At 68.0% G+C, this 26,935-nt stretch carries 22 protein-coding genes and 1 pseudogene; 16 read left to right on the top strand and 7 right to left on the bottom strand.

All coding sequences use genetic code 11. The features are described from left to right. Positions 1-105 precede the first annotated feature (105 nt). The gene (locus ACFU5K_RS22395) at positions 106-1,389 is read right to left on the bottom strand and encodes a DNA sulfur modification protein DndB (RefSeq protein WP_384064485.1); all 1,284 of its coding nucleotides are present in this window, start codon (positions 1,387-1,389) and stop codon (positions 106-108) included. Between the two features lie 317 nt (positions 1,390-1,706). On the opposite strand from ACFU5K_RS22395, the gene ACFU5K_RS22390 reads away from it, so the two are divergent. The 5 genes from ACFU5K_RS22390 (at position 1,707) to ACFU5K_RS22370 (ending at position 11,341) form a co-directional block, all read left to right on the top strand. Continuing rightward, entirely contained in the window at positions 1,707-3,929 is a 2,223-nt protein-coding gene (locus tag ACFU5K_RS22390) for an N-6 DNA methylase (protein WP_384064482.1), read from the top strand. Between the two features lie 90 nt (positions 3,930-4,019). Beyond that, positions 4,020-6,029, top strand: a complete 2,010-nt coding sequence (locus tag ACFU5K_RS22385; RefSeq protein WP_384064479.1) for an N-6 DNA methylase — start codon at positions 4,020-4,022, stop codon at positions 6,027-6,029. After that, the gene (locus tag ACFU5K_RS22380; protein WP_384064477.1) at positions 6,026-7,294 is read left to right on the top strand and encodes a restriction endonuclease subunit S; all 1,269 of its coding nucleotides are present in this window, start codon (positions 6,026-6,028) and stop codon (positions 7,292-7,294) included. Before ACFU5K_RS22385 ends, ACFU5K_RS22380 begins: the two co-directional genes overlap by 4 nt. A 2-nt stretch (positions 7,295-7,296) precedes the next feature. Continuing rightward, positions 7,297-10,497, top strand: a complete 3,201-nt coding sequence (locus ACFU5K_RS22375) for a type I restriction endonuclease subunit R (RefSeq protein ID WP_384064474.1) — start codon at positions 7,297-7,299, stop codon at positions 10,495-10,497. A gap of 175 nt (positions 10,498-10,672) precedes the next feature. Then, on the top strand, positions 10,673-11,341 hold the full coding sequence (locus ACFU5K_RS22370) for a hypothetical protein (protein ID WP_384064471.1): 669 nt from the start codon (positions 10,673-10,675) through the stop codon (positions 11,339-11,341). Between the two features lie 121 nt (positions 11,342-11,462). Here the strand turns inward: ACFU5K_RS22370 and ACFU5K_RS22365 are convergent. Together ACFU5K_RS22365 and ACFU5K_RS22360 are read right to left on the bottom strand one after the other, a co-directional pair. Beyond that, positions 11,463-11,585, bottom strand: a pseudogene (locus ACFU5K_RS22365) (DUF397 domain-containing protein); the annotation flags it as partial. An 18-nt stretch (positions 11,586-11,603) separates the two neighbouring features. Further along, positions 11,604-11,777, bottom strand: coding sequence for a hypothetical protein (locus tag ACFU5K_RS22360; RefSeq protein WP_384064468.1), 174 nt, complete (start codon positions 11,775-11,777; stop codon positions 11,604-11,606). Between the two features lie 217 nt (positions 11,778-11,994). Here ACFU5K_RS22360 and ACFU5K_RS22355 point away from each other — a divergent pair, with 217 nt between their 5' ends. From ACFU5K_RS22355 to ACFU5K_RS22335, 5 genes are read left to right on the top strand one after another with little or no spacing between them, the layout of a single operon-like run. Continuing rightward, a complete protein-coding gene (locus ACFU5K_RS22355; protein WP_384064466.1) occupies positions 11,995-13,443 on the top strand; it encodes a hypothetical protein in 1,449 nt (482 codons plus the stop codon). Further along, positions 13,440-13,943, top strand: a complete 504-nt coding sequence (locus tag ACFU5K_RS22350; protein WP_384064463.1) for a hypothetical protein — start codon at positions 13,440-13,442, stop codon at positions 13,941-13,943. Before ACFU5K_RS22355 ends, ACFU5K_RS22350 begins: the two co-directional genes overlap by 4 nt. A 37-nt stretch (positions 13,944-13,980) precedes the next feature. Beyond that, positions 13,981-14,649 carry a VWA domain-containing protein gene (locus ACFU5K_RS22345; protein WP_384064460.1) on the top strand — a complete coding sequence of 223 codons (669 nt, stop codon included), beginning with the start codon at positions 13,981-13,983 and terminating at the stop codon, positions 14,647-14,649. Continuing rightward, positions 14,646-15,791 (top strand): protein phosphatase 2C domain-containing protein, encoded by a 1,146-nt coding sequence (locus ACFU5K_RS22340; protein WP_384064457.1) that lies wholly within the window; start codon positions 14,646-14,648, stop codon positions 15,789-15,791. Before ACFU5K_RS22345 ends, ACFU5K_RS22340 begins: the two co-directional genes overlap by 4 nt. Next, the gene (locus ACFU5K_RS22335) at positions 15,788-16,741 is read left to right on the top strand and encodes a hypothetical protein (protein ID WP_384064455.1); all 954 of its coding nucleotides are present in this window, start codon (positions 15,788-15,790) and stop codon (positions 16,739-16,741) included. The genes ACFU5K_RS22340 and ACFU5K_RS22335 overlap by 4 nt, the downstream gene beginning before the upstream one ends. Positions 16,742-16,960: 219 nt before the next feature. On the opposite strand, the gene ACFU5K_RS22330 is transcribed toward ACFU5K_RS22335, so the two are convergent. Then, a complete protein-coding gene (locus ACFU5K_RS22330) occupies positions 16,961-17,173 on the bottom strand; it encodes a DUF397 domain-containing protein (protein ID WP_384064452.1) in 213 nt (70 codons plus the stop codon). Next, complete coding sequence (locus tag ACFU5K_RS22325) at positions 17,170-18,036, bottom strand: helix-turn-helix domain-containing protein (protein ID WP_384064512.1); 867 nt, start codon at positions 18,034-18,036, stop codon at positions 17,170-17,172. Before ACFU5K_RS22325 ends, ACFU5K_RS22330 begins: the two co-directional genes overlap by 4 nt. A 162-nt stretch (positions 18,037-18,198) precedes the next feature. Here ACFU5K_RS22325 and ACFU5K_RS22320 point away from each other — a divergent pair, with 162 nt between their 5' ends. The 3 genes from ACFU5K_RS22320 (at position 18,199) to ACFU5K_RS22310 (ending at position 22,589) form a co-directional block, all read left to right on the top strand. Then, a complete protein-coding gene (locus ACFU5K_RS22320; RefSeq protein WP_384064449.1) occupies positions 18,199-18,657 on the top strand; it encodes an ATP-binding protein in 459 nt (152 codons plus the stop codon). 140 nt (positions 18,658-18,797) lie between these two features. Beyond that, positions 18,798-20,387: a serine/threonine-protein kinase gene (locus ACFU5K_RS22315; protein ID WP_384064446.1), complete on the top strand. Its 1,590-nt coding sequence runs from the start codon at positions 18,798-18,800 to the stop codon at positions 20,385-20,387. Between the two features lie 69 nt (positions 20,388-20,456). Then, a complete protein-coding gene (locus tag ACFU5K_RS22310) occupies positions 20,457-22,589 on the top strand; it encodes a UvrD-helicase domain-containing protein (RefSeq protein ID WP_384064444.1) in 2,133 nt (710 codons plus the stop codon). 373 nt (positions 22,590-22,962) lie between these two features. On the opposite strand, the gene ACFU5K_RS22305 is transcribed toward ACFU5K_RS22310, so the two are convergent. Then, positions 22,963-23,277: a hypothetical protein gene (locus tag ACFU5K_RS22305; RefSeq protein ID WP_384064441.1), complete on the bottom strand. Its 315-nt coding sequence runs from the start codon at positions 23,275-23,277 to the stop codon at positions 22,963-22,965. A 323-nt stretch (positions 23,278-23,600) separates the two neighbouring features. On the opposite strand from ACFU5K_RS22305, the gene ACFU5K_RS22300 reads away from it, so the two are divergent. From ACFU5K_RS22300 to ACFU5K_RS22290, 3 genes are all read left to right on the top strand, one after another. After that, positions 23,601-24,020 carry a hypothetical protein gene (locus ACFU5K_RS22300; RefSeq protein ID WP_384064438.1) on the top strand — a complete coding sequence of 140 codons (420 nt, stop codon included), beginning with the start codon at positions 23,601-23,603 and terminating at the stop codon, positions 24,018-24,020. 135 nt (positions 24,021-24,155) lie between these two features. Continuing rightward, the gene (locus ACFU5K_RS22295) at positions 24,156-24,701 is read left to right on the top strand and encodes a GIY-YIG nuclease family protein (protein ID WP_384064435.1); all 546 of its coding nucleotides are present in this window, start codon (positions 24,156-24,158) and stop codon (positions 24,699-24,701) included. Positions 24,702-25,915: 1,214 nt separating this feature from the next. Further along, positions 25,916-26,119 (top strand): hypothetical protein, encoded by a 204-nt coding sequence (locus ACFU5K_RS22290; protein WP_384064432.1) that lies wholly within the window; start codon positions 25,916-25,918, stop codon positions 26,117-26,119. A 20-nt stretch (positions 26,120-26,139) separates the two neighbouring features. Here ACFU5K_RS22290 and ACFU5K_RS22285 read toward each other — a convergent pair. Beyond that, the coding region (locus ACFU5K_RS22285) for a transposase (protein ID WP_384064429.1) at positions 26,140-26,935 on the bottom strand (796 nt) is incomplete at its 5' end.

Here is a 26,935-nt window from a genome sequence, read left to right as displayed (position 1 = left end):
CGTGCCGCGCACCGAGCCCGGTGGTGCAGGTCAGGCGCCATCGCCGTGTTGCAATGGCCCCTGAAATCCGCCAGATTGCAAAGGAACTCCGGCGTAGCTGGTGGGTCAGATAGCAGCCGGGGCCTTCTTGTACCAGTCCGTGATCACCTTGGTCAGGTGCACGACGTTCTGCTGACGCATGATCGGGGCGGAGGCGTTCGGCTCGAAGTCCTCGTTCGCGTCCGTGGTACGCCAGATGCTGTCCTCGGTGACGGGGGCGGTCATGTGCCGGTCGAGCCGCTTGAAGAACTCCTGGATGTCACCGTCCTCGGCTCCGTCCTCCTTCAGGTTGCGGTAGACGCCGCCCAGGACGCGGAGCATGCCCACCGAGCCCAGGAGCGAGGACTCGCGCAGCCTCATGGCCTTGGTGGGGGGAGCCGGCGGCTCGTTCTTCTTCTTCTCGGAGAGCGAGGGATCGTAGTTGTCCACGTCCTCCTCGGTGATCTCCGCGAGCGCGGTGAACGCAACGGAGATGACATCCAGGAAGCCGCGGACGCTCTCGATGACCTCGTTGTCGGTCAGCGACTCGACCTTCTTGCTGACACGGCCACCGGGACCGGCGATGACGGCCCGCGTGATGTCGGCGACGTGCTTGGCGCCCATCAGGTTGCGGTTGGTCAGGGTCATCCGGTCCCGCTCGATGTCGACCTTGCCCAGGAAGAGGGGGTGGAGGACGATGTCGCTGAGCGTGCGGTTGGCGATGCGCGAGGTGTCGAAGCGGGCCCGGACGGCGCCGGAGATTCCCTTGGCATTGTCCGCGACATCGACGAACATCTGCTGGCCGCTGACGCCGTCGGGCTCCACGTAGATGTCAATGCCGACGAACTCGTCCTTGAGTCGCTGCATTCGGCCGATCAGCGCCTCGCGGTCCTGCTCCAGCTTCGGCTTCTTGGCCTCGTTGGCGCGGTGGATCTCCCGGTCGATGCGGGAGACCTCGTCCGTGATGCGCTTCTTCTCCAGGTGGACCCCGAGGATGCGGTGCTGGCCGTCGATCGTGATCAGGCGTCCGATGCCGCCGATGGACCACGGGACGGTGAGGTAGCCGACCGAGCCGTCTTCGGTGATCGGCTCGAAGCGGCAGCCACCGGTGTCTCGGATCAGGAGGGCCGGAGCCACCCAGCCGGGGTTGTCGGCGAGGTACTGGCCGAATCCCTTGGCGTGGGTGATGTCCACCTTGCGGTTGTCCGGGTCCGGCTTGGCCGGGTCCGGGATGGTGAGGATGACCGAGAGGTCGGCGAGCGGAATGCGCGTCGTGTAGACGGTCCGGCCGCCCTGGCTGGTGCGGATCGCCAGGTAAGTGGACTCCTCACGCACCAGGGAGAGGCGCGAGGCGTCGACAGTGATGGTCATGGATGACTTCCTTTCCGAGCAGGTAGCCCACGGGGGGGCAGTGCGAGAGAGGTCAGGCGGTGCGTGCCGCCCGCTGGGATCGGCAGGGATCTGAAGAGATCGGATGCGCGGCACGGACTCAGCAGAGCACCTCGGGCCACCGCTTCCACTCGGAAGCAGGACTAGATAAGCACAGCACTGAAAGCATCGTCAAACAGCTTGCCAGACTTGACGACCGCTGTAATGTGTTAACCGTCCACTACCCGACTGGCCCGAGAGGTGCGGAACCCCACGCCATGCCCCAGCAGCCACCAGCCCAACAGGCGCCCTCAGCGCACGTGACAGCCGCCGAGATCTCCCGCATCGCAGGGGTCACGCGCGCCACTGTCAGCAACTGGCGCCGCCGCCACGACGACTTCCCCGCCCCCAGCGGAGGCACGGAAACCAGCCCGCTCTACGACCTGCCGGCCGTCCAGGCATGGCTGCGGGGACGCGGGCACACCTCCACCGCCTCGCCGACCGAGGAGCTGCGTACGGCGCTACGGCTACTGGGACCCGGCTCGGGTGTGGCCGCGCGACTGTTCCCGCTGGCGGCTGCTGCGTCCCGCCGCACGCCGGAGGAGCTGGCCGAACTCACCGCCGTGCCCGACGACCAGCTGATTGCCCGCGCGGAGAAGGCCGCAGCCCAGCTCCCCGCAGCTGTGCCCGAGGCCGAGCCGGTCCGCTACGGTCCCGACGACGCGGGCGCGGTCCGCTCGCTGCTGGCTTGCGTCCGTGAGGCGGGGGCACAGGCCGCCGTCGATGTCCTTGCTGAGCGCGAGCTGGACGAGGGCGCCGCCAGCGGCGTCTACCAGACCCCCGAGGGCCTGGCTTTGCTCATGGCACGGCTCCTGCCCGCCGGCACGTCCCGCGTCCTCGACCCTGCCTGCGGCAGCGGCACGCTCCTCGCCGCCGCCGCCCGGCAGGGCGCACAGGAGCTGTTCGGGCAGGACTCGCTCCCCGTCCAGGGCCAGCGCAGCGCGGTCCGGCTGCTGCTCGCCGCGCCCGAGGCCGAGACGGCGATCCGCGTCGGTGACAGCCTGCGCGCCGACGCCTTCCCCGACGTCACGGTGGACGCCGTCCTGTGCAACCCGCCGTTCGGCGACCGCGATTGGGGTCATGACGAGCTGGCCTACGACCCGAGGTGGGCGTACGGACTCCCGCCGCGCTTCGAATCCGAACTGGCCTGGGTACAACACGCCCTCGCGCACCTGGAGCCCGGCGGCCACGCGGTCATGCTGCTGCCGCCCGCTCTCGCCTTCCGCTCCTCCGGCCGCCGCATCCGCGCGGAACTCATCCGCAGCGGGGCCCTGCGCGCCGTCGCCTCACTTCCGGCGCGTGCCGCGTATCCGCTTCACATCGGCCTGCAGGTCTGGGTGTTCCAACGCCCCGAGCCGGGCGGCACGGATCGTGCGACGGTGCTGTTCGTCGACGGGGAGGGCGAGCAGCGGGGCAGCGCCACGGGCACGCCGTCCACCACCGATACGGCCACGGCCGGCGTCGGCACCCGCGGCGGCTCACGCCCCCGCCGATCCGGCTCCTCCTCTTCCGCCGCCTCCTCTGCCCCTGCCTCTTCCGCCTCTGTCTCCTCCTTCGGCTGGGCGGGGCTGACCGACCGGGTCCTCGGCCAGTGGGCCGCGTTCACCACCGCCCCCGACACCTACGCCGACGAGCCCGGCGTCGCCCGCGCGGTGCCGCTCGTCGACCTCCTCGACGACGTCGTCGACGTCACCCCGGCCCGTCATGTGCGGGCGACCGCGGCCGACATCGACCCGGCCGCCCTAGCCGGGCGCGTCCACGACCTGCACGGACGACTGGCCGAGCAGGTCGCCGCCCTGGCAGCCGCATCCGCGTCCGGCGGATGGCAGCCGTCCGGGGCGTCAGCCCGCGAGTGGCGTACGGCGACCGTCTCCGACCTGGCACGCGGCGGGGCACTGACCGTGGTACGGGCGGCGGCGCCCAGCACGCGAGGCTCCAAGGGCCCTGCCGCCCCCACCGTGGACCGGCCGGTCCTCACCGCCCAGGACATCTCCGCCGGAACCCCCCCGTCCGGCGGGGCCGTTGACATCCACGCTGACACCGCGCAACCCGTCGCCGCCGGGGACGTCCTCGTACGCGCCGTCGCGGGCGGCGGCGACGCGGCCGCGATGACCCGGGTCGCCGACGACCAGGACGCCGGAGCACTGCTCGGTCCACACATCCACCTCCTACGCCCCGACCCGGCCCGCCTCGACCCGTGGTTCCTGGCCGGATTCCTCGGCGCCGAGGACAACATCGCCTCCGCGTCCACCGGCAGCACCCACGTGCACGTCACACCGGGCCGCCTGCGCGTACCGCTCCTGCCCCTGGAGGAGCAGAGGCGCTACGGGGAGGCCTTCCGCAGCGTGTACGAGCTGCGCGCGGCCGTCCGCCGAACCGCCGACCTCGCCGCCGACACCGCGGCCACCCTCATCACTGGCCTGACCGCCGGCGTACTCCTGCCACCGGACACCCCGGACACCCCGGACAGCCGTTCCGCCTGAAACGCCCAACGCGTCCCACCACACACGACCACACTGGATCCCTGCCGTCCCACACCCGGACGGCGCTCTTCGGAAGGAAGCCGGGACCTCTTGAACATCAGCAAGCACACGGAGCTGGCAAACCACGCCTGGTCCGTCGCCGATCTCCTGCGCGGTGACTACCGACAGTCCGACTACGGCAAGGTCATCCTGCCGTTCACCGTGCTGCGCCGCCTGGAGTGCGTCCTGGAACCGACGCGCGACAAGGTCGGCGAGACCGTCGCCAGGTTCGCGGGCCAGGAGATCGACACCGACCACTTCCTGCGCAAGGCCTCGGGTAACTCCTTCTACAACAAGAGTGACCTCACGCTGCGGAAGATCGCGGCCGACCCGCAGAACGCGGCGAAGAACCTGCAGATCTACGTCGGCGCCTTCTCCGACAACGCCCGCGAGGTCCTCGACAAGTACGAGTTCAACCAGCAGGTCAGGAAGCTCGACTCCACGAAGCTCCTCTACCAGGTCATCGGCAAGTTCACCGACCTGGACCTGCACCCTGATGTCGTGCCCAACCACAACATGGGCTACATCTTCGAGGAGTTGATCCGTCGCTTCGCCGAGCAGTCGAACGAGACCGCGGGCGAGCACTTCACCCCGCGCGAGGTCATCAAGCTGATGGTCAACCTGTTGGTGGCACCCGACGGGGACGCCCTCAGCCTGCCGGGTGTCGTCCGCACGGTCATGGACCCGGCCTGCGGCACGGGCGGCATGCTCAGCGCCGCCGACGACCGCATCAAGGCCCTCAACCCGGACGCGACGGTCGAGGTGTACGGGCAGGAGCTCAACCCCGAGTCCTGGGCGATCTGCCGCTCCGACCTCATGATCAAGGGCCAGGACCCGGAGAACATCGCCTTCGGCAACTCCTTCTCCGACGACGGCCACGCCCGACGGAAGTTCGACTACATCCTCGCCAACCCGCCGTTCGGCGTGGAGTGGAAGAAGGTCAGGGAGGAGGTCGAGTACGAGCACAAGTCGCTCGGCGACGCCGGCCGCTTCGGCGCGGGCCTGCCGCGCATCAACGACGGCTCGCTGCTCTTCCTCCAGCACATGATCTCGAAGATGAAGCCGATAGACGTGAACGGCGGAGGCGGCTCCCGCATCGCCATCGTCTTCAACGGCTCCCCGCTGTTCACGGGCGCGGCCGAGTCCGGCGAGTCCAACATTCGCCGCTGGATCCTGGAGAACGATTGGCTGGAGGCCATCGTCGCCCTCCCCGACCAGCTCTTCTACAACACCGGCATCTCCACGTACTTCTGGATCCTCACCAACCGCAAGGACGCCGAACACAAGGGCAAGGTCGTCCTGCTCGACGCGCGCGACCAGTGGCAGAAGATGCGCAAGTCACTCGGCGACAAGCGCAAGGAGCTGGGCGACGGGGAGAACGGCCGCCCCGACCACATCGGCGACATCACCCGGCTGTACGCGGAGGCCGTCCAGGTCGCCAAGGACCCCGAGCACCCGCTGCACGGCAAGGTCAAGGTCTTCGCCAACGAGGACTTCGGCTACCAGCGCATCACGGTCGAACGCCCCCTGAAGCTCCGCTTCGAGCTGACGGAGGGGACCCTGACGGCACTGGCCGAGGCCAAGCCGGTGGCCAAGCTGGAGGAGAGCGAGAAGTTCGTCGCCGCGCTGCGCCCGCTGCTCGGCTCAACGTGGCCGACGAAGTCGGAGGCGTTCATCGCGCTTACGGACGCGGCGGTCGCGGCCGGCCTGACGTGGCCGTCGGGCGCGCCGTTCGCCAAGGCGGTACGGGAGGCGGTTGGAGTCCGCGACCCCGAGGGCGAGGTCCAGAAGGTCAAGGGCGCACCGGAGCCCGATTCGGACCTGCGGGACTATGAGAACGTCCCGCTCGGCGAGGACGTCGAGGACTACCTCAAGCGCGAGGTGCTGCCGCACGTCCCGGACGCGTGGATCGACCACACCAAGACGAAGATTGGCTACGAGATCCCAGTGACGCGGCACTTTTACGTGTACAAGCCGCCGAGGCCGCTGGCGGAGATCGACGCGGAGCTGAAGTCCCTTGAGGCCGAGATCCAGGCGCTGCTGGGCGAGGTGACGGAATGACGGCCAGCACGCTTCCGTATGGAGCATCACCGCCAGACTCGTGGGTGGTAGTCCCGCTCAAGTACCTCACGACGCTCACGAACGGCTATGTCTTCAACTCTGCCGATTGGGTCGACGCTGGCACTCCGATCATTCGAATCGAGAACCTCAACGGTTCGCTGAACTTCAACCACTCCGGTTCGATGCTGCCCGGTCGATACCGCGTGAAGTCCGGGGACCTGCTCTTCTCGTGGTCCGGGAATCCGGGAACGTCGTTCGGCCCGTACCTCTGGAATGAACCCGGCGACTACTACTTGAATCAGCACATCTTCAAGATGGGCGTTTCTGGTTGCGATGCCCGGTGGCTTTACTGGTCCTTGAAGGCTGCAACGCACTGGATCGAACGGGAACTCACGAGCGGCATGATCGGAATGGTTCATGTCACCAAGGAGGAACTGGCGGCTGTCCCGATCCCGGTTCCGCCTGTCGAACTGCAGCGCCGCATCGCCGACTTCCTCGACGCCGAGACCGCCCGCATCGACGCACTTGGGCAGATGCTTCAGCAGCAGATTTCCTTGCTGGAGATGCGTCGGCAGATTCAGATCACGGATTCGGTCACCGGATCGGATTCTGATGCGCAGCGTTCCTTGCATGCTGTCGCGGAAGTAGTCCTCGGGCGCCAGCGCGCTCCACAGCATGCGGAGGGACAGCACATGGTCCCGTACCTCCGGGCTGCGAACGTCAAGGACGGACGGTTGGAACTGTCCGATGTGATGGCTATGAACTTCACTCCAGACGAGCAGCGCATCTTCGCGCTCCGCCCAGGCGACGTATTGGTAACCGAAGGGAGCGGCAGTCTCAAGGCGGTCGGAGCCGCCGCAGTCTGGGCCGGAGAACTGGTCGGGAAGGTTTGCTTCCAGAACACGTTGCTCCGCATTCGCCCAAGGCCTGGGCTTGCAGATGGCAAGTTTCTTGAGTGGTGGGCGCGCTCGACCTTTGCCTCCGGTGAGTTCGCAGCCATTGCCACCGGTGCCAACATCTACCATCTCAGCGCCGAACGTGTTCGGTCGCTACTCACAAGGTTCCCCGACTTGGACAAGCAGCGGCGTATCGCCGACCACCTGGCTGAGGAGACCAGGAGGATCGACCGGCTCATTGCGGCCCGCAGGCGTCAGGTCGGATTGCTCACCGAACGCCGCCAAGCCCTCATCACCGCCGCCGTCAGCGGCCAGTTCGACGTCTCCACCGCCAGCAGGCGCAAGGTAACGGACGGAGTGAACGCGTAGCCATGAGCCCCATCCACAGCGAGTCCGCTTTCGGTGGCGCCATCGTCGCCGCCATGGTCGAGCGCGGCTGGCGCGAGGCGCGCCCGCAGGACTACCGGGCCGACGTCGGCCTGGACACCAACGAGTTGTTCACCTTCATCGGGGCGACCCAGCCCGACGAGTGGAACGAACTCCTCACCGTCTACGGCGGAGACCCGAACGAGGCCCAGCGCGGGTTCGCCGGCCGCCTCGACCAGGCCATCGCAACCAACGGGCTCCTCGATGTCCTCCGCAACGGCGTCAAGGACCGGGGCGTCCTCCTCCGCGTCGCCTACTTCAAGCCGAACCTCGTCGCTCACGACTCCGTCCTCGACGGCTACCGGGCCAACCGCCTCACCGTCGTCCGCGAACTCGAGTACGCGACCAAGCAGGCCGACTGGGGCAACCGGCTCGACCTCGCCCTCTTCCTCAACGGAATCCCCGTCGCTACAGCCGAGTTGAAGAACCCGCTGACCAAGCAGGGCGTGGAACACGCCAAGGAGCAGTACCGCACCGACCGCGACCCGACCGAGCTGATCTTCACGCGCCGGGTCGTCGCGAACTTCGCCGTCGACCCGGACCTGGTCTTCGTCGCCACCCAGCTCAAGGGGAAGAACACCCGCTTCCTCCCGTTCAACACCGGCTCCAACGGCCCCGGTCAGCCGGGCGGCGCAGGCAACCCGGCCCCGACCGCCTACGGCACGTACGCCACGTCCTACCTCTGGGAGCAGGTCTGGCAGCCGGACAACTGGCTGGACCTGCTCCAGCGGTTCGTGCACCTGCACAAGAGCAAGACGCCCGGCGGCGGCAGCACCAAGACGATGGTCTTCCCCCGGTTCCAGCAGTGGGACGCGGTCAAGAAGCTCACCACGCACGCCGCCACGCACGGCGCGGGCCACGACTACCTGGTCATGGCCTCGGCCGGCTCAGGCAAGTCGAACACCATCGGCTGGCTCGCGCACCGCCTCAGCGACCTGCACACCCCCACCGACCCCCACGAACTCGAAGCCGAGGCCGTGGCCAAGGGCCTCAGGCCGGGCGTGCCGGTCTTCGACAAGGTCATCGTCATCACCGACCGCCGCAACCTGGACGCGCAACTCCGGGAAACAGTCGGCAATTTCGAGCAGACCGCGGGCCTGGTCGTGAAGATCGACGAGAAGCACGGGGCGAAGGGCGAGCAGCTCGCCAAGGCCCTCTCCCGCGACACCGGGAAGATCGTCACCGTCACCCTGCACTCCTTCCCGGCACTGCTCGATTACCTCCAGCGCAACCCGACCGAGATCCGGGGCAGCCGCTTCGCGATCATCGTGGACGAGGCGCACTCCTCGCAGTCCGGCGACGCCGCCACCGCCGTACGGTCGGCCCTGCGCGACCTCGGCCTGGACTCCGACTCCGACGAAGCGGGCGCGACCACGGTCAAGGCCCCGGCCGCCGCCAGCCTCGACGAGCAGCTCAAGAAGCGGGCCGAGCAGCGTTCCCGCGCCGCGAACCTCTCCTACTTCGCGTTCACCGCCACGCCGAAGGCCAAGACCCTCGAACTCTTCGGCACGCTCCAGGGCATCGACGGTAAGGCGACCTACCGGCCCTTCCACACGTACTCCATGCGGCAGGCGATCGAGGAGGGCTTCATCCTCGACCCGCTGCGGAACTACGTCACGTACAACACGTACTGGAAGCTGGTGAACCAGAACCCCGACGAGCGGGAGGTCGACCAGTCGAAGGCGAACGGCCTGCTTGCCCGGTACGCGCTGACCCATGACTCGACGGTCGCCCAGCACGCCCAGGTGATCGTGGAGCACTTCGTCACCCACAGCCGGGGCCGTCTCGGCGGGCGGGCCAAGTCGATGGTGGTGACCGCCTCGCGGCAGTCCGCCGTACAGATGGCGCGCGCCATCAAGAGCTACATCAAGGACCGGGACTACGACACCAAGTACCCCGACATGGGTGTCCTCGTCGCCTTCTCCGGCTCGCTCACCGTCGACGGCGAGGAAACCACCGAGCCGAAGGAGAACGGCGGACTGTCGGAGAGCGCGCTTCCGAAGGCGTACGCGTACACGCGCGCCGACGACAAAGCCGCCCGAGCCGGCGGTGCGGGCCAGCGGGAGTACAAGATCCTGGTCGTCGCGGAGAAGTACCAGACCGGGTTCGACCAGCCGCTGCTCACGACGATGTACGTCAACAAGTCGCTGACCGGCATCTCCGCCGTCCAGACCCTGTCCCGGCTGAACCGGACCGCGGAGCGCAAGACCCAGGCGGACCTGGCGGTACTGGACTTCGTCAACAAGGCCGAGGACATACAGGAGTCCTTCCGCCCGTACTTCGAGGAGGCGATGACCCTCCCCTCCGACCCCAACCTGCTCTACACCGCGCAGAGCAAGGTCATGCAGGCGGCGATCCTGTCCGGCCAGGAGATGGACGAGTTCGCCGCGGCGTACTTCGCAGCCAAGGAGAAGGCGGCAGGCTCACAGTCCAAGTGGGAGAAGCTGCACGCCGAGCTGTACCGGCTGCTTTCCCCCGCCGTCGCCCGCTTCACGCCCCTGCTCGAAAGCGACGACGAGGACGACCAGGAGACGGCGGAGAGCTTCCGCACCGACCTCAACGACTACGTCAGGAAGTACGGCTTCCTCGCGCAGATCGTCCCCTATCGGGACGCCGAGCTGGAGCGGCTGCACCTCTACGGCCGCTACCTCCTCAACCGGCTGCCGCGCCGCGCGGACGGCGGCGTGGACATAGGGGAGGTCGACCTCAGCCATATGCGGGTGGAGAAGACCGGCGAGTATGACGTGTCCCTCACTGCCGAAGGGCCGACGACGATGCAGGGCTTCGGCGACGGCTCGGGCGGCGCGAAGGAAGCGGAGAAGTCGTTGCTCTCCCAGCTGATCGACAAGTTCAACGAACAATTCGGCACCGAGTTCACCGAGCAGGACGTCATCCGGCCCTTCGAGGAGGCGAAGGCCGACCCGAAGGTGCGGGCGGCGGCCGTCGTCAACGACGAGGACAACTTCGGCCTCGTCTTCGACAACGTCTTCGCGGACAAGATGGCCGACCACATCGACACCATCGCGGGCATGGGCCGCCAGTACTTCGGCCCCGACAAGGGCTTCAAGTCCAGCCTGGACCGCAGCGCCCGCAAGGCCGCCTGGCGGATGATCCGCCGCGAGGAGAACCTGGACGACGACGTCTGATGCGTACGCCCCCGGCCAAGGGAGCGGCTGGGGGCGCCCTGTGCCCCACCGCGTGACCAGACTCGTGAACGTCGGGCTCAGGGATCGGCTGCACAGATCGGTGGATTTCTGCGTACAAGGCTGTGCGCAGCGCAAGTTGTCCTCTTGATGAGGTGCAACGGATCTTGGGGGGAACATGAACGACGCGGCAGGCGAGCTCGAGGAGTCGCGGCTCCAAAAAGCGGTCGAGATGATCGTCATCACGCCGGAATCAGCCACCAAACTTGTGGACGGTTACCGTGCGGCTTTCGAGAAAAAGTACAAACGAGAGCCCGAGAGCCTGGAGGACAAGCACCGGATCGCGGCCAAGATCATTGGCCGGTACTCCAAAATGTCGGCAGCCGCCGGCGCGGTCACCGCGGCCCCGAGCGTGATCCCAGGGGTCGGGACGGCGGTCGCAGTCCTGGGCGGCGGTGCCACGGATATCGTCACGACGCTCAAATTCCAGGTCGACATGTGCATGTGCCTGGTCGAGGTGTACGAGGCCGAGGCGAGCAATGAGGACAAGAAGCACCTCGCCTTCACCATCGCCTTGGCGGGTTCTGTAGAACAAATGGCAACAAAGGGTGGCAAGGCGGCGGTCATGAAGACCGCCGAGAAGTTGGTCTACCAGTACCTGAAAGGGCCCGCCCTGGTCACGATCAAGCAATTGTTCAAGCGGGCCTCCATAACCTTCACCCAGAAGGCGATGGCCAAGGCGATACCCGCCGGCATAGGTGTCGCTTTCAGTAGCTCGACCAACTACGTCCTGACGACGGTGGTGGGCAAGGTCGCCGTCGCCATCCTGGCCAAAGATGTGAAATAGCAACGCCGCATCGGATTCGGTACCGCCAGCTCAATTGCCAGACCGGCACTCCGGGCGAACTTGCCGATGGGGCCCAGCCGCCCGCGCGACTGGGCCCCCGCGGGGAATGCGAATGTACGGCTCAAATGGCCTGGTCGGCGGCCAGCCGGACGATCCCGGCCCACGCCTGAGGGGTAGCCGTCAGCACCGGTCCGGATCGGACCTTCGAGTCCTGGATGTGTACGGCGTCCACGGCGGTTGCGCCCTCTACGCACTCGACCGCTCACAGAGGAGGCTTGACCCCGTGCACCCACTCGAAGCCGAAGCCGTATGCCCGGTCGAGCTCCACCGTATGCGTACGGGGCACCGGCTCCCGCACCGTCCGCCTCTCGGACTCGACGGGAGCCACGCCTCCGGGCAGTTGGATGACACCCCGTCGCCTGCCGTCACCGCTCAAGGAAACTCCTCTGGATCGGCATTTCGCATGACCGCTTCATGCCGCGCCGTCCGCCGATGGGAACGTCGTCTATTATGGCGCGACTAGTGAAGAAGATGTGAAAGTCTTCACCAGTTAGGTTCTGCGCGGCAGGGGGCACGCGCCGCTGGTCCCGGCCCCACCGTCGCTGCGCTCGGATAGTCAAGAACGTCCCGGCGTACACCGGGCAGGGGTGGGAATGTTCGCAGAGATACAGCTCGATAAAGGGGTGACGGCACGTCACCTCGAGGACCAGGCACAGGATCCTGCGCTCGCACCGCGCGCCGAAGAGCTGCGCGCACTGGCTCAGGCACTCGGCTCCACCGACACGGAAGCCCTCAACGCATGGGCCTCCCTCGACCTGATGGTGCATTTCGCCCGACCCGAGAGCGTCGCCGAGCCTGTGATCGACGGCCGTGGCACACGGTTCGACTCGGTGCTGGACTGTGTTCTGGGAACCTTGGTCTTCCTGCCGCTGCTGTTCACCTGGTTCGGCCTGTGGCAGGCGTCCAGTGCGTACGGGGCGCTCACGGGCGACGACCCCAAGGCCGCGGGTCGGCCGTTCCTTCAGCTCTGGCAGTCCGGGTTCGACGGGCACCTGGGCGGCATCTTCCGCTTCGGGCACGTCGCCGAGGGCGGGTGTCTGACCCTGGCGATGCTGTTCGTCCTTACCGCAGTGCACGGCTACCGGCGCACTGCCGCCGAAGGTATTGCTGAGGAGGCGCGCGGGCGCACCCGTGCGGCCCTTGCCCGCCTGGTCCCGGTCCTCACCAGGGCGCAGCTCTCGCTCAACGAACATCGGTTCGCCTCCCCGCAACGCTTCGCGGCGGAGCTCAACTCGGCGGCCGGCCGGATCCAGCGCATGCAGACCAAGGCCATCGCCACGCAGGAGGAACTCACCCGGGCCGCCCAGGTGGTGGTTAAGGCCATGGACAAGGCGGAGCAGCGTCTTGCACAGGCGGAGGCGTACGTGCGGCCGATCGAGCAGGTGGTGCTGCGGATCGAGGAGACTGTGCGGGACAGCGGGACGGCCATCCAGACCGCCGTGCAGGGCTTGGACGACCCGGTGACGCAGGCGGGCCGGCAACTGGCCGACGCGGTCAGCCGACAGACTAGTGTCCTCGACAAGGCGGCGGAAGAGCTGCGGGCGTCCGGGGAGGGGATGCGAGATCTCCTCGCCCGTACCGCGGACCGGCTGGAGACCGCGGTAGGTGCCAACGGCACCAGCGTCCACAAGGCGCTGTCGAACGCAGCGCAGCATGTCGAGGACTCCCTGACGGTACTGGCCGCCTCGCAACGCGGGTTCACCACCGGCATCGAGGTCGTCGCGGACGTCAACGGCCGGCTGCTCAACGACCTCGGTGCGGTGGCCGAACGCACCGGTGAGGCCGCGGAGGTCTCACGCGAGGCACTGCTCGGCATCGAGGCCCGCAGCCTCGCCCTCCACGAGGCGGCCGACCGTTTCACCAGCGTCACCGACGCCCTGGTGCTGGCCCTACGCGAGACGGAGACGGCCCGGACGGAGACTGAGGCGGCCCGCTCCGAGGCAGAGGCGGCCCGGGCAGGAGCCGAAGCCGCCCAGAGGCGGGCCGAGGACGAGCTGCGGCAGGCGAAGGAGCTGCGGGCCGGGATCGGATCCGAACGGTGAGCCCGGTGAGAAGGGGCTACCGCTTCACTCCGCTGCATCTCGCCGGGTGGCTCTTCGCCGACATGCTGCTCGTACTCGCCCTCGTGTCCATGGGAGACCGGGGCGATCCACTGGCCGCGCAGGCCGCCGCTCGCCCTTCCCCGTCCGCCTCGTCCGCCGACGCCGGGCCGTCACCCGAACCGAGTCCGACACCGAACGGACCCCGCTCCGTGGAGCGCAAACCGGTGAAGGTTCACGTGACGGCAAGGGTCGGCGACACTGCACGGATGGTCAGCCAGCTTCGTGCCGCGACCGCCCGCTACGAAGGTCGGGCCGCCGCTTTCGTGCTGACGTTCGGTCAGGCTCACGAGCCCAGTGACGGCCAGGCGTACGCGCGCGCGATCAACAAGTCTCTGCGGAAGGCGCGACCGGGCGTGTTCACCGACGCGACGACGCGGGACTTCTGGAACGGCGGTTCCGCGGGCTCGGCCGATCTCGAGATCTACTTCTACACCCGTTGACGGCTGAGCCGTTACCTACGCCTACTCAGGAGAGCTCATGCAGATCCTGCCCTTCTACATGGTGTGCGACGAGTCCGGTTCCATGGCCGGACCCGACGGCGTGGACACCATCAACGCGGCGTTGCCTGACCTTCATCACGAGATCAGCACCAATCCGAGCGTCGCGGACAAGACCCGCTTCGCACTGATCGGTTTCTCGACCCAGGCTTCCCTGTTGCAGCCGCTCGCCGACCTCAGCGAGCTGACGCAGCTGCCCTCCCTGTCGGCAGGCGGGGTGACCTCCTTCGGTGCCGCCTTCCGTCTGCTGAAGGACACCATCGACAAGGACGTCGCGGCCCTCAAGTCGGAAGGCCACGACGTGTACCGGCCAGTGGTGTTCTTCCTCTCCGACGGTATCCCCACGGACGACGACTGGCGCACGGCGCTCAAGGAGTTGAACGCGTTCCGTTACGCGCCGAAGATCATTGCGTTCGGGATCGACGACGCCGACGCCGCGATCATCTCGGAAGTGGCCAACTTCAAGGCGTTCATGCAGCAGGACCGGTCCATCACCCCTGCCGTCGCTCTCCGCGAGTTCGCCTCGTCCCTCACCCGGTCCATCGTCAATTCGGCGACCAGCATGGACTCCCAGGGAGGCGAGGGATTCCAGCTCGACGTCCAGGACCACGTGCCCGGCTTCACCCGCGTCTCCCTGGACAAGCTGTGAGCGGCCCGGTGTACGACGGAGGAATCCGCGGCGCGCAGGACGATGCCGGGCTCTTCGGCAGGACTCGCGATACCGACAACCACGACGCGGGGATCAGGAGCCTGGCGCACGGTGCCGCGCCGGTCAACCCGGTCACCTCGGTGCCGGGAACCGCTGTCCCCACGGCGCCGTCGGCACCTCTGACGCCGGAGGACCTCGCGTCGTCAACGGAAACCGGAACCGGACTCCTGCGCGGGGCACCCCCGCACGTGGGCAACCGCCCTCCCAGCTATCCGCCCCATCCTCTGGGGCGTCCCTCCGTGCGGGACGCGGATGAATCTGCCGCGTTCTCCCCCGCGGTCCTGCTGGACGGGGCCCTCATCGGGCGACTGACCGTGCGTGCCGCCTCTGTGCGCGGCGACTCCCACAACTGGGAGGGCAGTTGCCGCCAGGACGCCATGACGGTGACGCGGATCGGTCCCCCAGATGCGGAGATGCTTCTGCTGGCGGTCGCCGACGGCGTGGGCTCCGCTGTGTACTCGCATGTGGGTGCCTACCAGTTCTCGCGCCTGGCGGCCGTCTTCCTGGACCGGGAGGCGGAGAACATCCACGCGGCGGTGTGTGCTCGCGACGAGAACGAACTTCGAGTCCTGGCCACCAAGGCGGTCGCCGGCGCGGCCGCCGAACTTCGCTCCGGGTGGGCACGTACCGCACAGCACAAGCCCCGTCCCTACGCCGACCAGGACTACGCCACCACGCTGCACGTGCTCCTGATCCCCACGGACCCGCGCATCCGCGACCGAGTTCTGTGCAGCGTCGGCGACGGCGGCCTGTTCGTGCTGCGTGAGGGCCGCTGGGAACACGGGGACCCGGACGACGGTGAAGGACTGCTTGACACCCGCACCGAGGCTCTCCCGCACGCCTACCGCAGCGTCAAGACCACTCTGCTGCGCACAGTGCCGGGCGAGGTTCTTCTGCTGGGTACCGACGGCATCACCAACCCCCTCACCCAGAAGGACCCGGAGTTCGCGCGCCGCCTCGCCGAAGCGTGGGTCGGGCCCGAGGTCCCCTCCCTGTCCGACTTCCTGTGGCAGACGCAGACACGGGCCAAGTCCTACGACGACGACCGGACCGTCATCTGCGTGTGGGAGGAGCAGGCATGAGCGCGGAGGACGGCGCCGACGTCGCCCGCTCGTCGCTCAGTCTCGGGGAACGGGCCGGCACCGGGGGCCAGGGTGAGGTGCATGCCGTCGGCGACGGGTCGATGCTCTATAAGGAGTACAAGGACCCGTCCGAGGTCAACGGCCATGCGCTCGCGGACCTGGTCGCGTTCCGGCAGGGGCTCGGCCAGGCCGATCGGACCCGCTTGGACGCCCTTGCCGCCTGGCCGCTGAGCCGTGTGGTTGAGGGTGGTCGGGCGCTTGGTTTCCTCATGCGGCGTGCCCCGTCTCCCATGACGTGGCGCACCGCGACTGGAGCGACGAAGCTCCTCGAGTTGCAGTATCTGATCAGGCCGCCGAAAGTGGCCTGGCAGGAGGTGCCGCAGCCGACTCCTGAGCAACGCAGGGCTCTCGCGTTGGCCTGCGTCGAGGCTATCGGCTGGTTTCATGACGCCGGACTGGTGATCGGGGACATCTCGCAGGCCAACATCCTGTGGTCCCTCACACCCGAACCCGCCGTCCACTTCCTGGACTGTGACGGCTTCCGCCGGGTGGGGCGTGACGCCGTCCAGGACCAGGCCGCCACTCCCGACTGGAACGACCCGCTCGCCCCGTCCACCGAGGCGAACGTCGACACGGACGCGTACAAGACGGCCCTCACCGCGGGGCGCATTCTCGCGCAGGAGCCGTACACCAGACCGGACCAGCACCTGCGGCCCGTCGCCGGCTGCCTCAACGAGCGTCAGGCCGCCGCGGCGGGGAGGCTCTTCGCCCAGGCCGGGGGCGAGCGCGGAACCCGACCCCGCCCGGGCGAGTGGCAGACCGCGCTGAGCGACCGCGGCACGATCACCCTCACCGCGGCGGCACCCCGGCCTCGCCCATCCGTCGACCACACGGTCCTGGACGGAGTGCGCAGTCGGACACCGATCGACTTGCGAGCACCCCGCCAGTAGACGGGATCCGGCGCTGTATTGCCCCGGATCCTTTCTGGCTCCCTGTGCTGCGAGCACTTCCCGAACCGGACGCGGTCAGGCCAGCCGTTGCTGCCGCCGGGCCCGAGCAGGCTCGTGAGTTCGGCGATCTCTTCTGGCAACGGGTCTCAGTAACCGTGCAAGACGTGGGTGCCAGCCGTCTGCGCGACTGGGCACCCACGGGGGTTACGAACGTACGGCTCAGATGGCCTGGTCGGCGGCCAGCCCTACGAACCCGGCCCACGCCTGGTGGGTGACGTTCAGAACCGGTCCGGATCCGACCTTCGAGTCCCGGATGTATACGGTTCCGGCGGCATGGGCAACCTCGACACACTCCCCGCCCTCGCCACTGCTATAGCTGCTCTTAGACCAGGCTGACTCCGGCACAATCTGCTCAGGCATCTGGTTGCTCATCTCTCCCCCAGCAGTTTCTCGACAAAGGCCAGCGATTCATGAGGAGTCAGGGCCTGAGCCCGGAGGATTCCGTACTGCTCCTCGATCTCCCTGACGGCGGACCTGTCGCTGTGTAGGTGACTGTCCCGCTGAACCTCAACGTAGGCCATCCTCCGCCCGTCGCGATTCTCGATCAAGGTGAAGGGCCCGGCCAGACCACAGTGCTCCTTGCGCTCGTTGGGCATGATCTGCACCTCCACGTTGCGGCGGTGCGTGTGCAGCATGATCTGCTCAAGCTGTCCTCGCAGTACCGCCCAACCGCCGATGGGACGTCGAAGTACCGACTCCTCGATCACGAAACTCAAGGTCGGCATCGGCCTGCGGGAGAAGATCTCCTGTCGGGCAAGGCGGGCTGCGACCCGTTGCTCGATAGTGCCTTCGTCAAGTAGCGGGCGCCGCATGGTGAACACGGCTCGCGCGTACTCGTCGGTTTGCATCAGGCCGGGAACCGCCTGGGCCGCGTAAACATGGAGGGCCACCGCCTCTGCCTCCAACCGCGCCATGTTCCGGAAGAACGCCGGATACTGTGCCCGCCCCACCTCCTCCTTCAGCGCCTTGAGGACGCCACCGGCGGCCAGCACCTCGTCCGCGCGGTCGATGAACCTGGGGGAGGGAATCCGCCGCCCCTGCTCAAAGGAGGCAATCGACTGGCCCGCGTAGCCCGTGAGCTTCCCGAACTCCGGCCGTTCCAGGCCCGCGCGTACCCGCAGCAGCTTCAACTGCCGCCCGAACGCGGTCACCACGCCCGACCCCGGCTCGTCCTCCGGCCTCGGCCCGGCGTCCTCCCGCTCCCGCTCCCCCTCGTCCTGCTCCACAGACTCCATCGGTTCCACCGCCTCCCAGGCCCGGGTTCCCCGGCCCAACGCGCCCGCCCCGAGCCAGTCACGCGGCGGGCCTCGTACACCTCCCGCTCCGTCGCGTACAACCGGCACGCGGCGTAGCGTCACCACTGGTCACGCTACGCCACCACTGGGAACGTCGATGGTATGAACAGCGAGACCGCTCCCCCCGACCGCGTCCGCCGCCCCAGCAGCCCCACAGGCCACTTCGCGATGCGGTTCAGCTCTACCCCGCGCGGCGCGCGGCTCGCCCGGCGTCTGGCCGGGGAGCGGCTCGACGCGTGGGGCATCTCCTACGAGTGCGAGGCGCACCACACGCTGACACTGATCGTCGCCGAGCTCGCCGCCAACGCCGTCCGGCACGGCCAGGTCCCCGGCCGCGACTTCCACCTCTCGTTGGCCCGCGACGCCATGACCGTACGGATCGAGGTCACCGACACCCGCACCGAGGGCGTACCGGTCGCAGCGACGCCCACGGACCTTTGTGACACCGGCCGCGGCCTGCTCCTGGTGGAGCACCTCGCCGAACGCTGGGACTGGCACCCGCGCCGGGACGGCCCCGGCAAAACGGTCTGGGCGGAGTACGTCCTGCCGACGGGAGGCTGACCGGTCGCGGAACCTTCCCGCCCGTCGTTCACCGCTGCCCGCGTACCACGTATCGCACCGCGACCGCTGGACGGCAGCGCGACGCAGCGGTCACACTTGGCCCCTGACCGTGACTGTTCTTCACGCACACCGGGGGCAAGGTGCCGCACGACGCGATCTCCGATCGTTACGAGCTCCTGGAGGAGCTCAGCCACGGCGGCATGGGCGACGTGTGGCGCGGCTACGACGCCGTGCTCGACCGGCCCGTCGCCGTGAAGCTCATCCGGCAGGCGTCGGTCACCTCCCCGCAGCTGGCTGAGGAGTTCGCCAAACGTTTCCGTCGCGAGGCCCGCATCACCGCGCGCATCCAGCACCCCGGCGTACCGCAGGTGTACGACGCGGTGCTCGACGCTTCGTACGAGCGGCTGTTCCTGGTGATGGAGCTCGTCGACGGCATACCGCTGTCCGCCTACCTCGACCCCGGCCGGCCGCTGCCGGTCAGCTGGGCGGCCGCCGTCGGCGCGCAGGTCGCGACCGTGCTGTCGTACGCGCACGACGTGCCGGTGATCCACCGGGACCTCAAGCCGGGCAACATCCTCGTCACACGGGACGGCACCGTGAAGGTCCTCGACTTCGGCATCGCGGCGATTCTGCGCACCGACGTCACCAAACTGACCGCGACCGGCAACCCCATCGGCACCCACCAGTACATGTCGCCCGAGCAGGTCCGCGGCGGACGCATCACCCCGCAGACCGATCTGTACGCGCTGGGCTGTGTGCTGCATGAACTTCTTAGCGGGCGCCTCGTGTTCGAGGCGGAGAACGAGTACCTGCTGATGTATCAGCACGTCAACGCCGCCCCTACCCCGCTGCGAAGGCTGCGGCCCGACGTCCCCGAGGCGCTGGAAGACCTGGTCCTGCACCTGCTGCGCAAGGCGCCCGAGGCGCGGCCCGCCGACACGCAGGAGGTGTACGCGCGGCTGCTGCCGTTCCTCCCGCCGCCAGGCGCAGAACCCGGCACATCCGATGCCGGACCGGCCGGCGCACCCGACCCGACGGGCGTGTTCCGTCACCCTTTCGCGCCCCGCGCCCGCGCCCAGGCGCCCGCACGCGGTGGTTCGACGCCGACAGCCGTCCTCCCGGGGGCCCAGCCGGGACCCGTCCCCGCCCGCCTGCGCGAGGACATCAAGGAGGCGTACGCCCACTCCGACGCCCTCCTGGAAGAGGAACGCTTCGCGCAGGCCGCCGAGGTACTCAGTGAGGTCATCGAACCCGCGGCCATCGCCCTCGGCTCCGAGAGCAAACCTGTCCTGGCACTGCGCCGCCGGCGCGCGGCGGTCCGCCTCCTCGGCGGCGACTACCGGGCCGCCCTGCCAGAGTTCGACGCCCTCACCGACGCCTACGCCCGCATCAACGGCCCCACCGGCGAGCAGGCACGGTCCTGCCGGGCCCAGGCGGCCCGCTGCCGCGCCGAACTGGGCCAGGTCACCGACGCGCTCGCCGCGCTCCAGGGTGTGCTGAACGTCGTACGGGCCGTCGACAGCGACGTCAGCGAGGAAGCCGTGGAACTGCGGCACAACATCGGGATGCTGCTGCTCGCCCAAGGCCGGGCCGCCGAAGCCCGGCAGGTCCTCGAACCGCTCCACCAGGACATGTGCATGGTGTTCGGCCCCGACGACGAGATGACCGTCGAGATCGCCGAGGCACTCGCCGTGATCCGCCTCGGCCTCGACGGCGACGCCGTCGGGTGAACCGGTGGCACACCTCGCAGGCACTCGTAGTCACAGGACGCACGCAGCACGTACGCAGAACGGGACACCATGCCGCACCTCGCCTTCGACATCGGCTTCTGCGCCCAGCTCGGCAAGCTTCAGGGCGCCGAGAAACAGGGCGTCTTCGACGCGTGGGAGAAGTTCGAACGCCTCACCCTCGACCAGCTCTTCAAGGACCCCGGCCTGAAACTGGAGTCACTGAAGCGGGCCAAGGATCCGCACATTCGCACCATCCGCATCGCCCAGGGCACCCGCGGCGTCGTCCTCGCCCCCGACAGCGGCGACACCTTTGTACTGCTGCGCGTGATGTCTCACGACAAGGCCATCGCCTGGGCGATCAAGCAGCGCGCCAGCATCAACACGGTCACCCGCGCCGTCGAGATCCGCGACATCGCCATGCTGGACGAGCTGACCCCCGCGTATGAGCGGATCGCCGCCGCGCCCGACGAGCGGCTCTTCGCCAAGGTCTCCGACGGTGACCTGGCCGCCCTCGGCATCGACGAGACCACCCTGCGCCAGGTCCGTGTTCTCACCAGCAAGGAGCAGCTGGAGGCCTTCGCCCCCTACTTCCCGCAGGACCAACGTGAGGTTCTGGAGTACCTCGCCGAGGGCTTCACCGTGGAGGACGTCTGGCGCGACCTGGTATCGGTCAACCTCCCCACCTCCGAGTCCGATCCGGTCGACACGACCGACTATGCGACCGCTATCCGCCACACCCGCACCCGTATCGCCCTCGTCACCGCCTCCGACGAACTGCGCGACATCCTTGACAAGCCGTTCACCGCCTGGCGGGTCTACCTCCACCCCTCCCAGCACAAGGTCGCCTACCGGGCCAGCTACTCCGGACCCGCGCAGGTGACCGGCGGCCCCGGCACCGGGAAAACCGTCGTCGCCCTGCACCGCCTCAAGCACCTGCTGCAGTTCCTGCGCGATGGCGACCGCGTCCTGCTGACGACGTACACCAACGCCCTCGTCGCCGCACTGCGCACCGGGCTGACCACACTCATAGAGGACGACGAACTACTCGCCCGCGTGGACATCACCACCGTCGACGCCCTCGCCAGCCGCGTCGTCTCCACCGCGCGCCGTCCGCTGCGCAACGGGGAAGAGGGGACGCTTTGGGAGCAGGCCGCCCGGGCCACGGGCTTCGCCGGCACAGCCCAGTTCCTGGCCCAGGAGTACAAGCACGTCATCCTGGCCCAGAACCTGCGGAGCCAAGAGGAGTACGAGGCCGCCGACCGACGTGGGCGGGGCAGCCGCCTTCCCGCCGCCGAACGCCCCCTGGTGTGGCGAACAGTCCAGGACTTCACCGACCGCCTCACAGCCGACGGCCTGCGCACCTACCTGGGAACATGCGCGGAGGCCGCCGACCTGCTCCTGACGAACGGGCCGCTGTACCGGCACATCGTCGTCGACAAGGCCCAGGACCTGCATCCGGCCCAATGGCGGCTGCTGCGCGCGGCTGCCCCAGCGCGCCCCGACGACCTGTTCATCGCCGGCGACCCTCATCAGCGCATCTACGACACGAAGGTCTCCCTGCTGTCCCTCGGCATCAAGGTCGCGGGGCGCTCCACCAAGCTGCGGAAGAACTACCGCTCCACCCACGAGATCCTCAGCTGGTCCACCGCCCTCCTCGTCGGCCGCCCCTTCGAGCAGCTGGAGGACGACGCCCGCAACGAGACCCTCCTCGGCTACCGTTCGGCTCTGCACGGCAACGGCCCCGAGATCCACGCGGCCGCGTCGGAGGAAGCCGAACTCGACGCGCTCGTCGAACACGTGCGCGCTTGGACGGAGAACGGCGTGGCTCCCGGCGAGATCGGCGTCACCACCCGTTTCAACAGGGGCGTCGAGAAGGCTCTCGCGAGGCTGGCAACCGCCGATATCCCAGCGGTGAAGCTGAGGGCCGATGCACCGGAAGGAACGGACGCCGTCCGTATCGGCACCATGCACTCTTTCAAGGGCCTGGAGTTCCGCTGCGTCGCCGTGACCGGTGTGAACGCAGATGCCCTGCCGGCGCCGAAGGCCGTGACACCCATCGAGGTGGATCGTCTCCAGCACGAAGCCGACCTCCTGTCCGAACGCTGCCTGCTGTTCGTGGCATGTACGCGTGCGCGGGACGGGCTGTATGTGTCATGGGCGGGGGAGCCGAGCCGGTTCTTGGCGGAGGCGAGGGTGTGTTAGCGGAACGAGGCCCAACTCGGCCCAGAGGCGGCCGCGCTCGTGACCTGACCGGTGCCCGAGACAGCACTGGTCAGGGCGTTTCAATGCCTCACGGCGGCCTGCGGTGGACAGGGGAGGACACGGCCGACGCTGCTCGGCGCACAGAGTGACGGTCGGTCACGTTCAGGTGATGGCGTTCGTCGGCGAGACCATGTGTCGGTGCCGACGCAGGGCTCGGAAACGTCCGGGGTGTCCCGCAGCGCTCCTCAGACCAGGTTCCCTCCCTGGCCCTTCCGTGAGCTCTGGGCGAGCCACGCAGGACCGTCTTCGACTCTGGGCACCGCATGGCCGAGATAGGTCGAAAAGGAAAAATTATGGCTATATGACCCGTGGCTCAGTCGTCGTCCAGATCGAGGATCTCTTTGAGGCGGCTTAGGCCTTCGAGCGCCCTGGCACTGTGCATCGGGATGACGCGGTCGCGTTCCGCCTCCGGGAGGTGGTGGTGGGCTTCACTCAGGAGATCGGCGTACTCTGCGAAGACTTGCACCGCAAGGTTCCCGAGCTGGGCTGCCTTACGGTGCACGGGGTCGTGGAGGTTGAGGTTCGCCTCGAACTGGTCCAGCAACTCTTCCAGGTGGGAGTGCCGGTTGGGGGAGAGCTCCTGGCTCTGGCTTCCGCCGCTTGGGTTCCATGACTCATGGTTGCGCATGACAGAACGCCTGTACGGCAGTTGCGGCTGAATTCCACCCCTGCCGTTGAAGGCCCCACGATCCGCGCATGGATGACAGACCCACCCGCCGCAGCGCGGGTCTCTTGCTGGTAGTGGCCTTGCTCGGCGGGGTTGGGGGTTCGACGGCGACGCTCGCCGGAGCGGCACACTCTCCGTACCCGCCACGGCCTTCACATCCTCCAGGAACCGCACCACCAGGCTTACAACGCAGTCATCCTGCCCACCAGCGGGGATTGTGAGCCTTCTGCTGGCGCTGTACGTTCCCGCCGTACGGATCAGGATGATTCAGAGATAGGGGCAAGATGTCTGGATACGGCCGTGCCGAGGACGAGTGGGGCTTGTTGGTCGAGGTCGGGCGGCAGTTCCTCATTGAGCGGGCGAAGCTTGGCAAGGTCACGACCTACACCGAACTCAACGCCACTTTGGTTCGACGAACGGGCTGCCGCGCTTTCGATTTCGAACGCGCTGACGAGCGGGCGGCTATGGGCCACCTGTTGGGAATGATCGTGGACCGAGATCAGACGTGCGCCCCCTCCTCCTCACCTCTCATGATCTCCGCTCTGGTGCACTACTTGGGCGCCAACGACGCCGGGCCCGGCTTCTACGAGTTGGCCAAGCAGCTCCAACTGCTGCCAAGGAACGCGTCGAAGATCGAGAAGGAGATGTTCTGGATCAGGCAAGTCAACCGGCTCCATGAACGCCACGGGGCCGCGCAGGTGTAACGCTAAGCACTTCGCGCCGGTGGTACGGGCGGTGGGCTAGAGGGATACGTTCCGGCCACCTCCGGAGCCGTGTGCCGTGATGTCGGTGGGGAGGCGTACCGTGCGCCGGAAGCTTGTTCAAGGGAGGGATGACCGGTGAGCGCCGAGGGTCTGATAAGTCCGGACCGCCTGTGGGCGGCGGCCGAGGTGATGGGGCAGCCAGGGCCAGTGCCGGCGGTGCCGGGGGTTCACGGGTGGCGGTTCACCAAGTCGCCGTATGAGGGGCTGCCGACGGATGAGTTGCTGTACGTGGGGATTGCACCCCGGCACATGGCGACGCGGAGCAGCACGCAGAACCTGCGGACGCGGGTGCGGTATCACTTCCGCGGTAACGCGGAGGGGTCCACATTGCGACTCACCCTCGGCTGCCTGTTGGGCCTGGAATTGCGACGTGTAGGCAGTGGCAAGCGGATGACGTTCGGGAAGCAGGGCGAGGCGGAGCTGACGGAGTGGTTGGCCGAGCACGCTCGGGTGTGCTGGGTGGAGCACCTGGAGCCGTGGCATATAAAGAGCGAGCTCATTGGGGAGCTCGACCTGCCGCTGAATCTCGACCAGAACCGGCACAACGCCTTCCATGCCCAGCTGAAGGAGATTCGGGCCAAGGCGCGGCAGCGGGCGCGTGAGCTACCGATCGGGGAGTAACCGCCAGGGGGTGTGGTGTATCGAGGTGACTGCCGGGTGCCAGGCGGCGGCTGGCTCGGCCGTAACCAACTGGAGATCGCACTCGGGACGCCTGAGGTCTTGCCGTTCGGCATCTGTCGGCCCGAGCGCGGACTCAGGCCGTGACGGACTGCCGCGGTCGCCAACTGGTAGGCGGACCTCGTGGACCTCTGACCATCGCCTCCACCCGGGCCGCGACCAACTTGCCGGCCGCGGCCCGGGATGTGGGGACGGTGGTCAGATGTCTGCGGGACCCGGTCGATTGCTCTCCTGGCGGCACGAGTTGGTCGTCTGGCGGCCTCTGCCAATGGCCTGTGGGGCATCTCTCGGCGCCATGGGTGGGAGAGAGCAGCGACGAGGCGTACGTCCTCGTCCTCGACGATGTCCTCGGAGAGCAGGGCTCTCAGCAACACCAGTTCGAGTGGCTATTCGACGATGCAGGAGGCGCGGGGCGGCGGACCAGGCTGCCGGTCGACGGCTACTGGCGTGAGCACAAGCTTGGCGTGGAATACCGAGAGACGCAGCACGACCAGGACAAGTCGTGCCGTCCTCATCCGTGTTCCACGCCCTGCGGGTGCCGCCCCCAGCGCAGAGCCTGCTCAGGATCAGCGTCATCGAGGTCACCGACGACGGCTCGGTACGGATGTGCAAGGCATAGCCCAGCGCAATCGAAGACCTCGGCGCTGCTTGCGTCAGCCCCCAGGCTCCCTCCGGCATGCTCGGCCACGAGCCGTCCCCTACTTGTGCCCCGCCCTCCCGCCCGGGGCCGGCACGATCGAGGCCGAGCGGCGCGGCCCGCACCGCAACGCCTTCGGCCTATGCACCGGCGGCGACGGTCTACGGCGCCTACGATGAGGACACCGTCGAGTTTGCCGAAGCACTAGCGCGGATCCGCATCACCCTGGACGGAACTCACCTCGAAGCACCGGCGATTTGACCGCCATGAGCCTGCCAGGACTTCACGGCACTTGGATGGGAATGGCCAGGAAGAGATCCAGCATCGAGGACGACGCGGGGCTGGAATCCGATGCGCGCCGCGCGCCGCATGATGCCCGCACAGGACGTCTTAGCCGCGGAGATACAGATCCAGCGAGCCGGTCGCAACAAGCTATCGGTATGGCCCACATCCGCTGGAATCTCTGAGGCCAGCAGATTCGGCTCCCCCTTTCCCCTTCCAGCGGCAAGGCATAGATGAAATGACTGATACCACCACCGGTCCCGCAGAGGCACAGTCCCGTGCCCGCTACCTGCTCGACGGTCGGCGGCTGACCATCGCCGACCTGCTCGGCAGCGGACTGCTCAAGGAAGGGGCGCGACTGCGGTTCGTCCGACCTCGCGTCGGCGAGTCGCACGAGGCCGTGGTCACGTACGCATTCAGAAGGAATGCGCCTGATCGGTGACGGTTGGTGAGAGTGGCTGGTCAGGTGGTCTGTGCGATGGGTGGCATCCAGAGGTTGCCTGCGAAGGCGCGGTGGATGGCCTCGAAGGCGGTCAGGCCGTGCTTGCGGGCGGAGTCGAGGTAGGAGCGCACGGCGAGCCAGGCCGTCGCGCCCGCGTCGGACTGATGGCAGCCGGAGATCTTCAGCTGGGTCTTGACCGGTCGCAGCGCCCGCTCGCCGCAGTTGTTGGTGAACGGCACGTGCCGGGGATCGTCGGCGAAGCGCAGGACGTGGTGGGCCTGATCGCGAAGCCGGGTCAGGAGGTTGTGGGCCGGACTCTGCTTCCGGCCCGGCACTTTGGGATGGAGGCTGAGCCCGACCTTGATGCCCTGGTGGAACGCTTCGTAGTGCAGGAGGAGCGCGCCGGGGGTGATCTCGGCGATCTCCTGGTTGCGGACGCGTACGGCCTGGCGGTTCAGTCCGGCCAGGGCCCAGCGGATCTGCTGGGGCCACTTCTGGTCGGGGAAGTCCTCCTCGGCCGCGATGAGTTCACGGATCAGGTGGGCGCCGCACAGCTGGTGTGAGCAGGCACCGTATCCGGCATACAGCGAGAGGGAGTCGTGGACCAGGACGCCGCGGTAATGAGGCAGGACGCCGCCGGCGTCGGCCCCGGCCCGGGAGCGGGGTGCGAGGTGCAGAAGGGTGAGGAAGTCGGTGCACGCTACGTGCAGCCAGCGCCGTGCGCTGCCAATCCGGGTGGTCGTCTCGTCCGCGTGCAGGACGTGCCCCATGGTCAGCAGAGCGCGGATCAAGTTCAGTGAGTCGGCGACCAGGTCG

Source organism: Streptomyces sp. NPDC057428 (assembly GCF_042803195.1).
Lineage (GTDB): Bacteria > Actinomycetota > Actinomycetes > Streptomycetales > Streptomycetaceae > Streptomyces.
The sequence above is the reverse complement of the archived record's forward strand: the minus strand, read 5'-3'. Positions and strand labels throughout refer to the sequence as shown.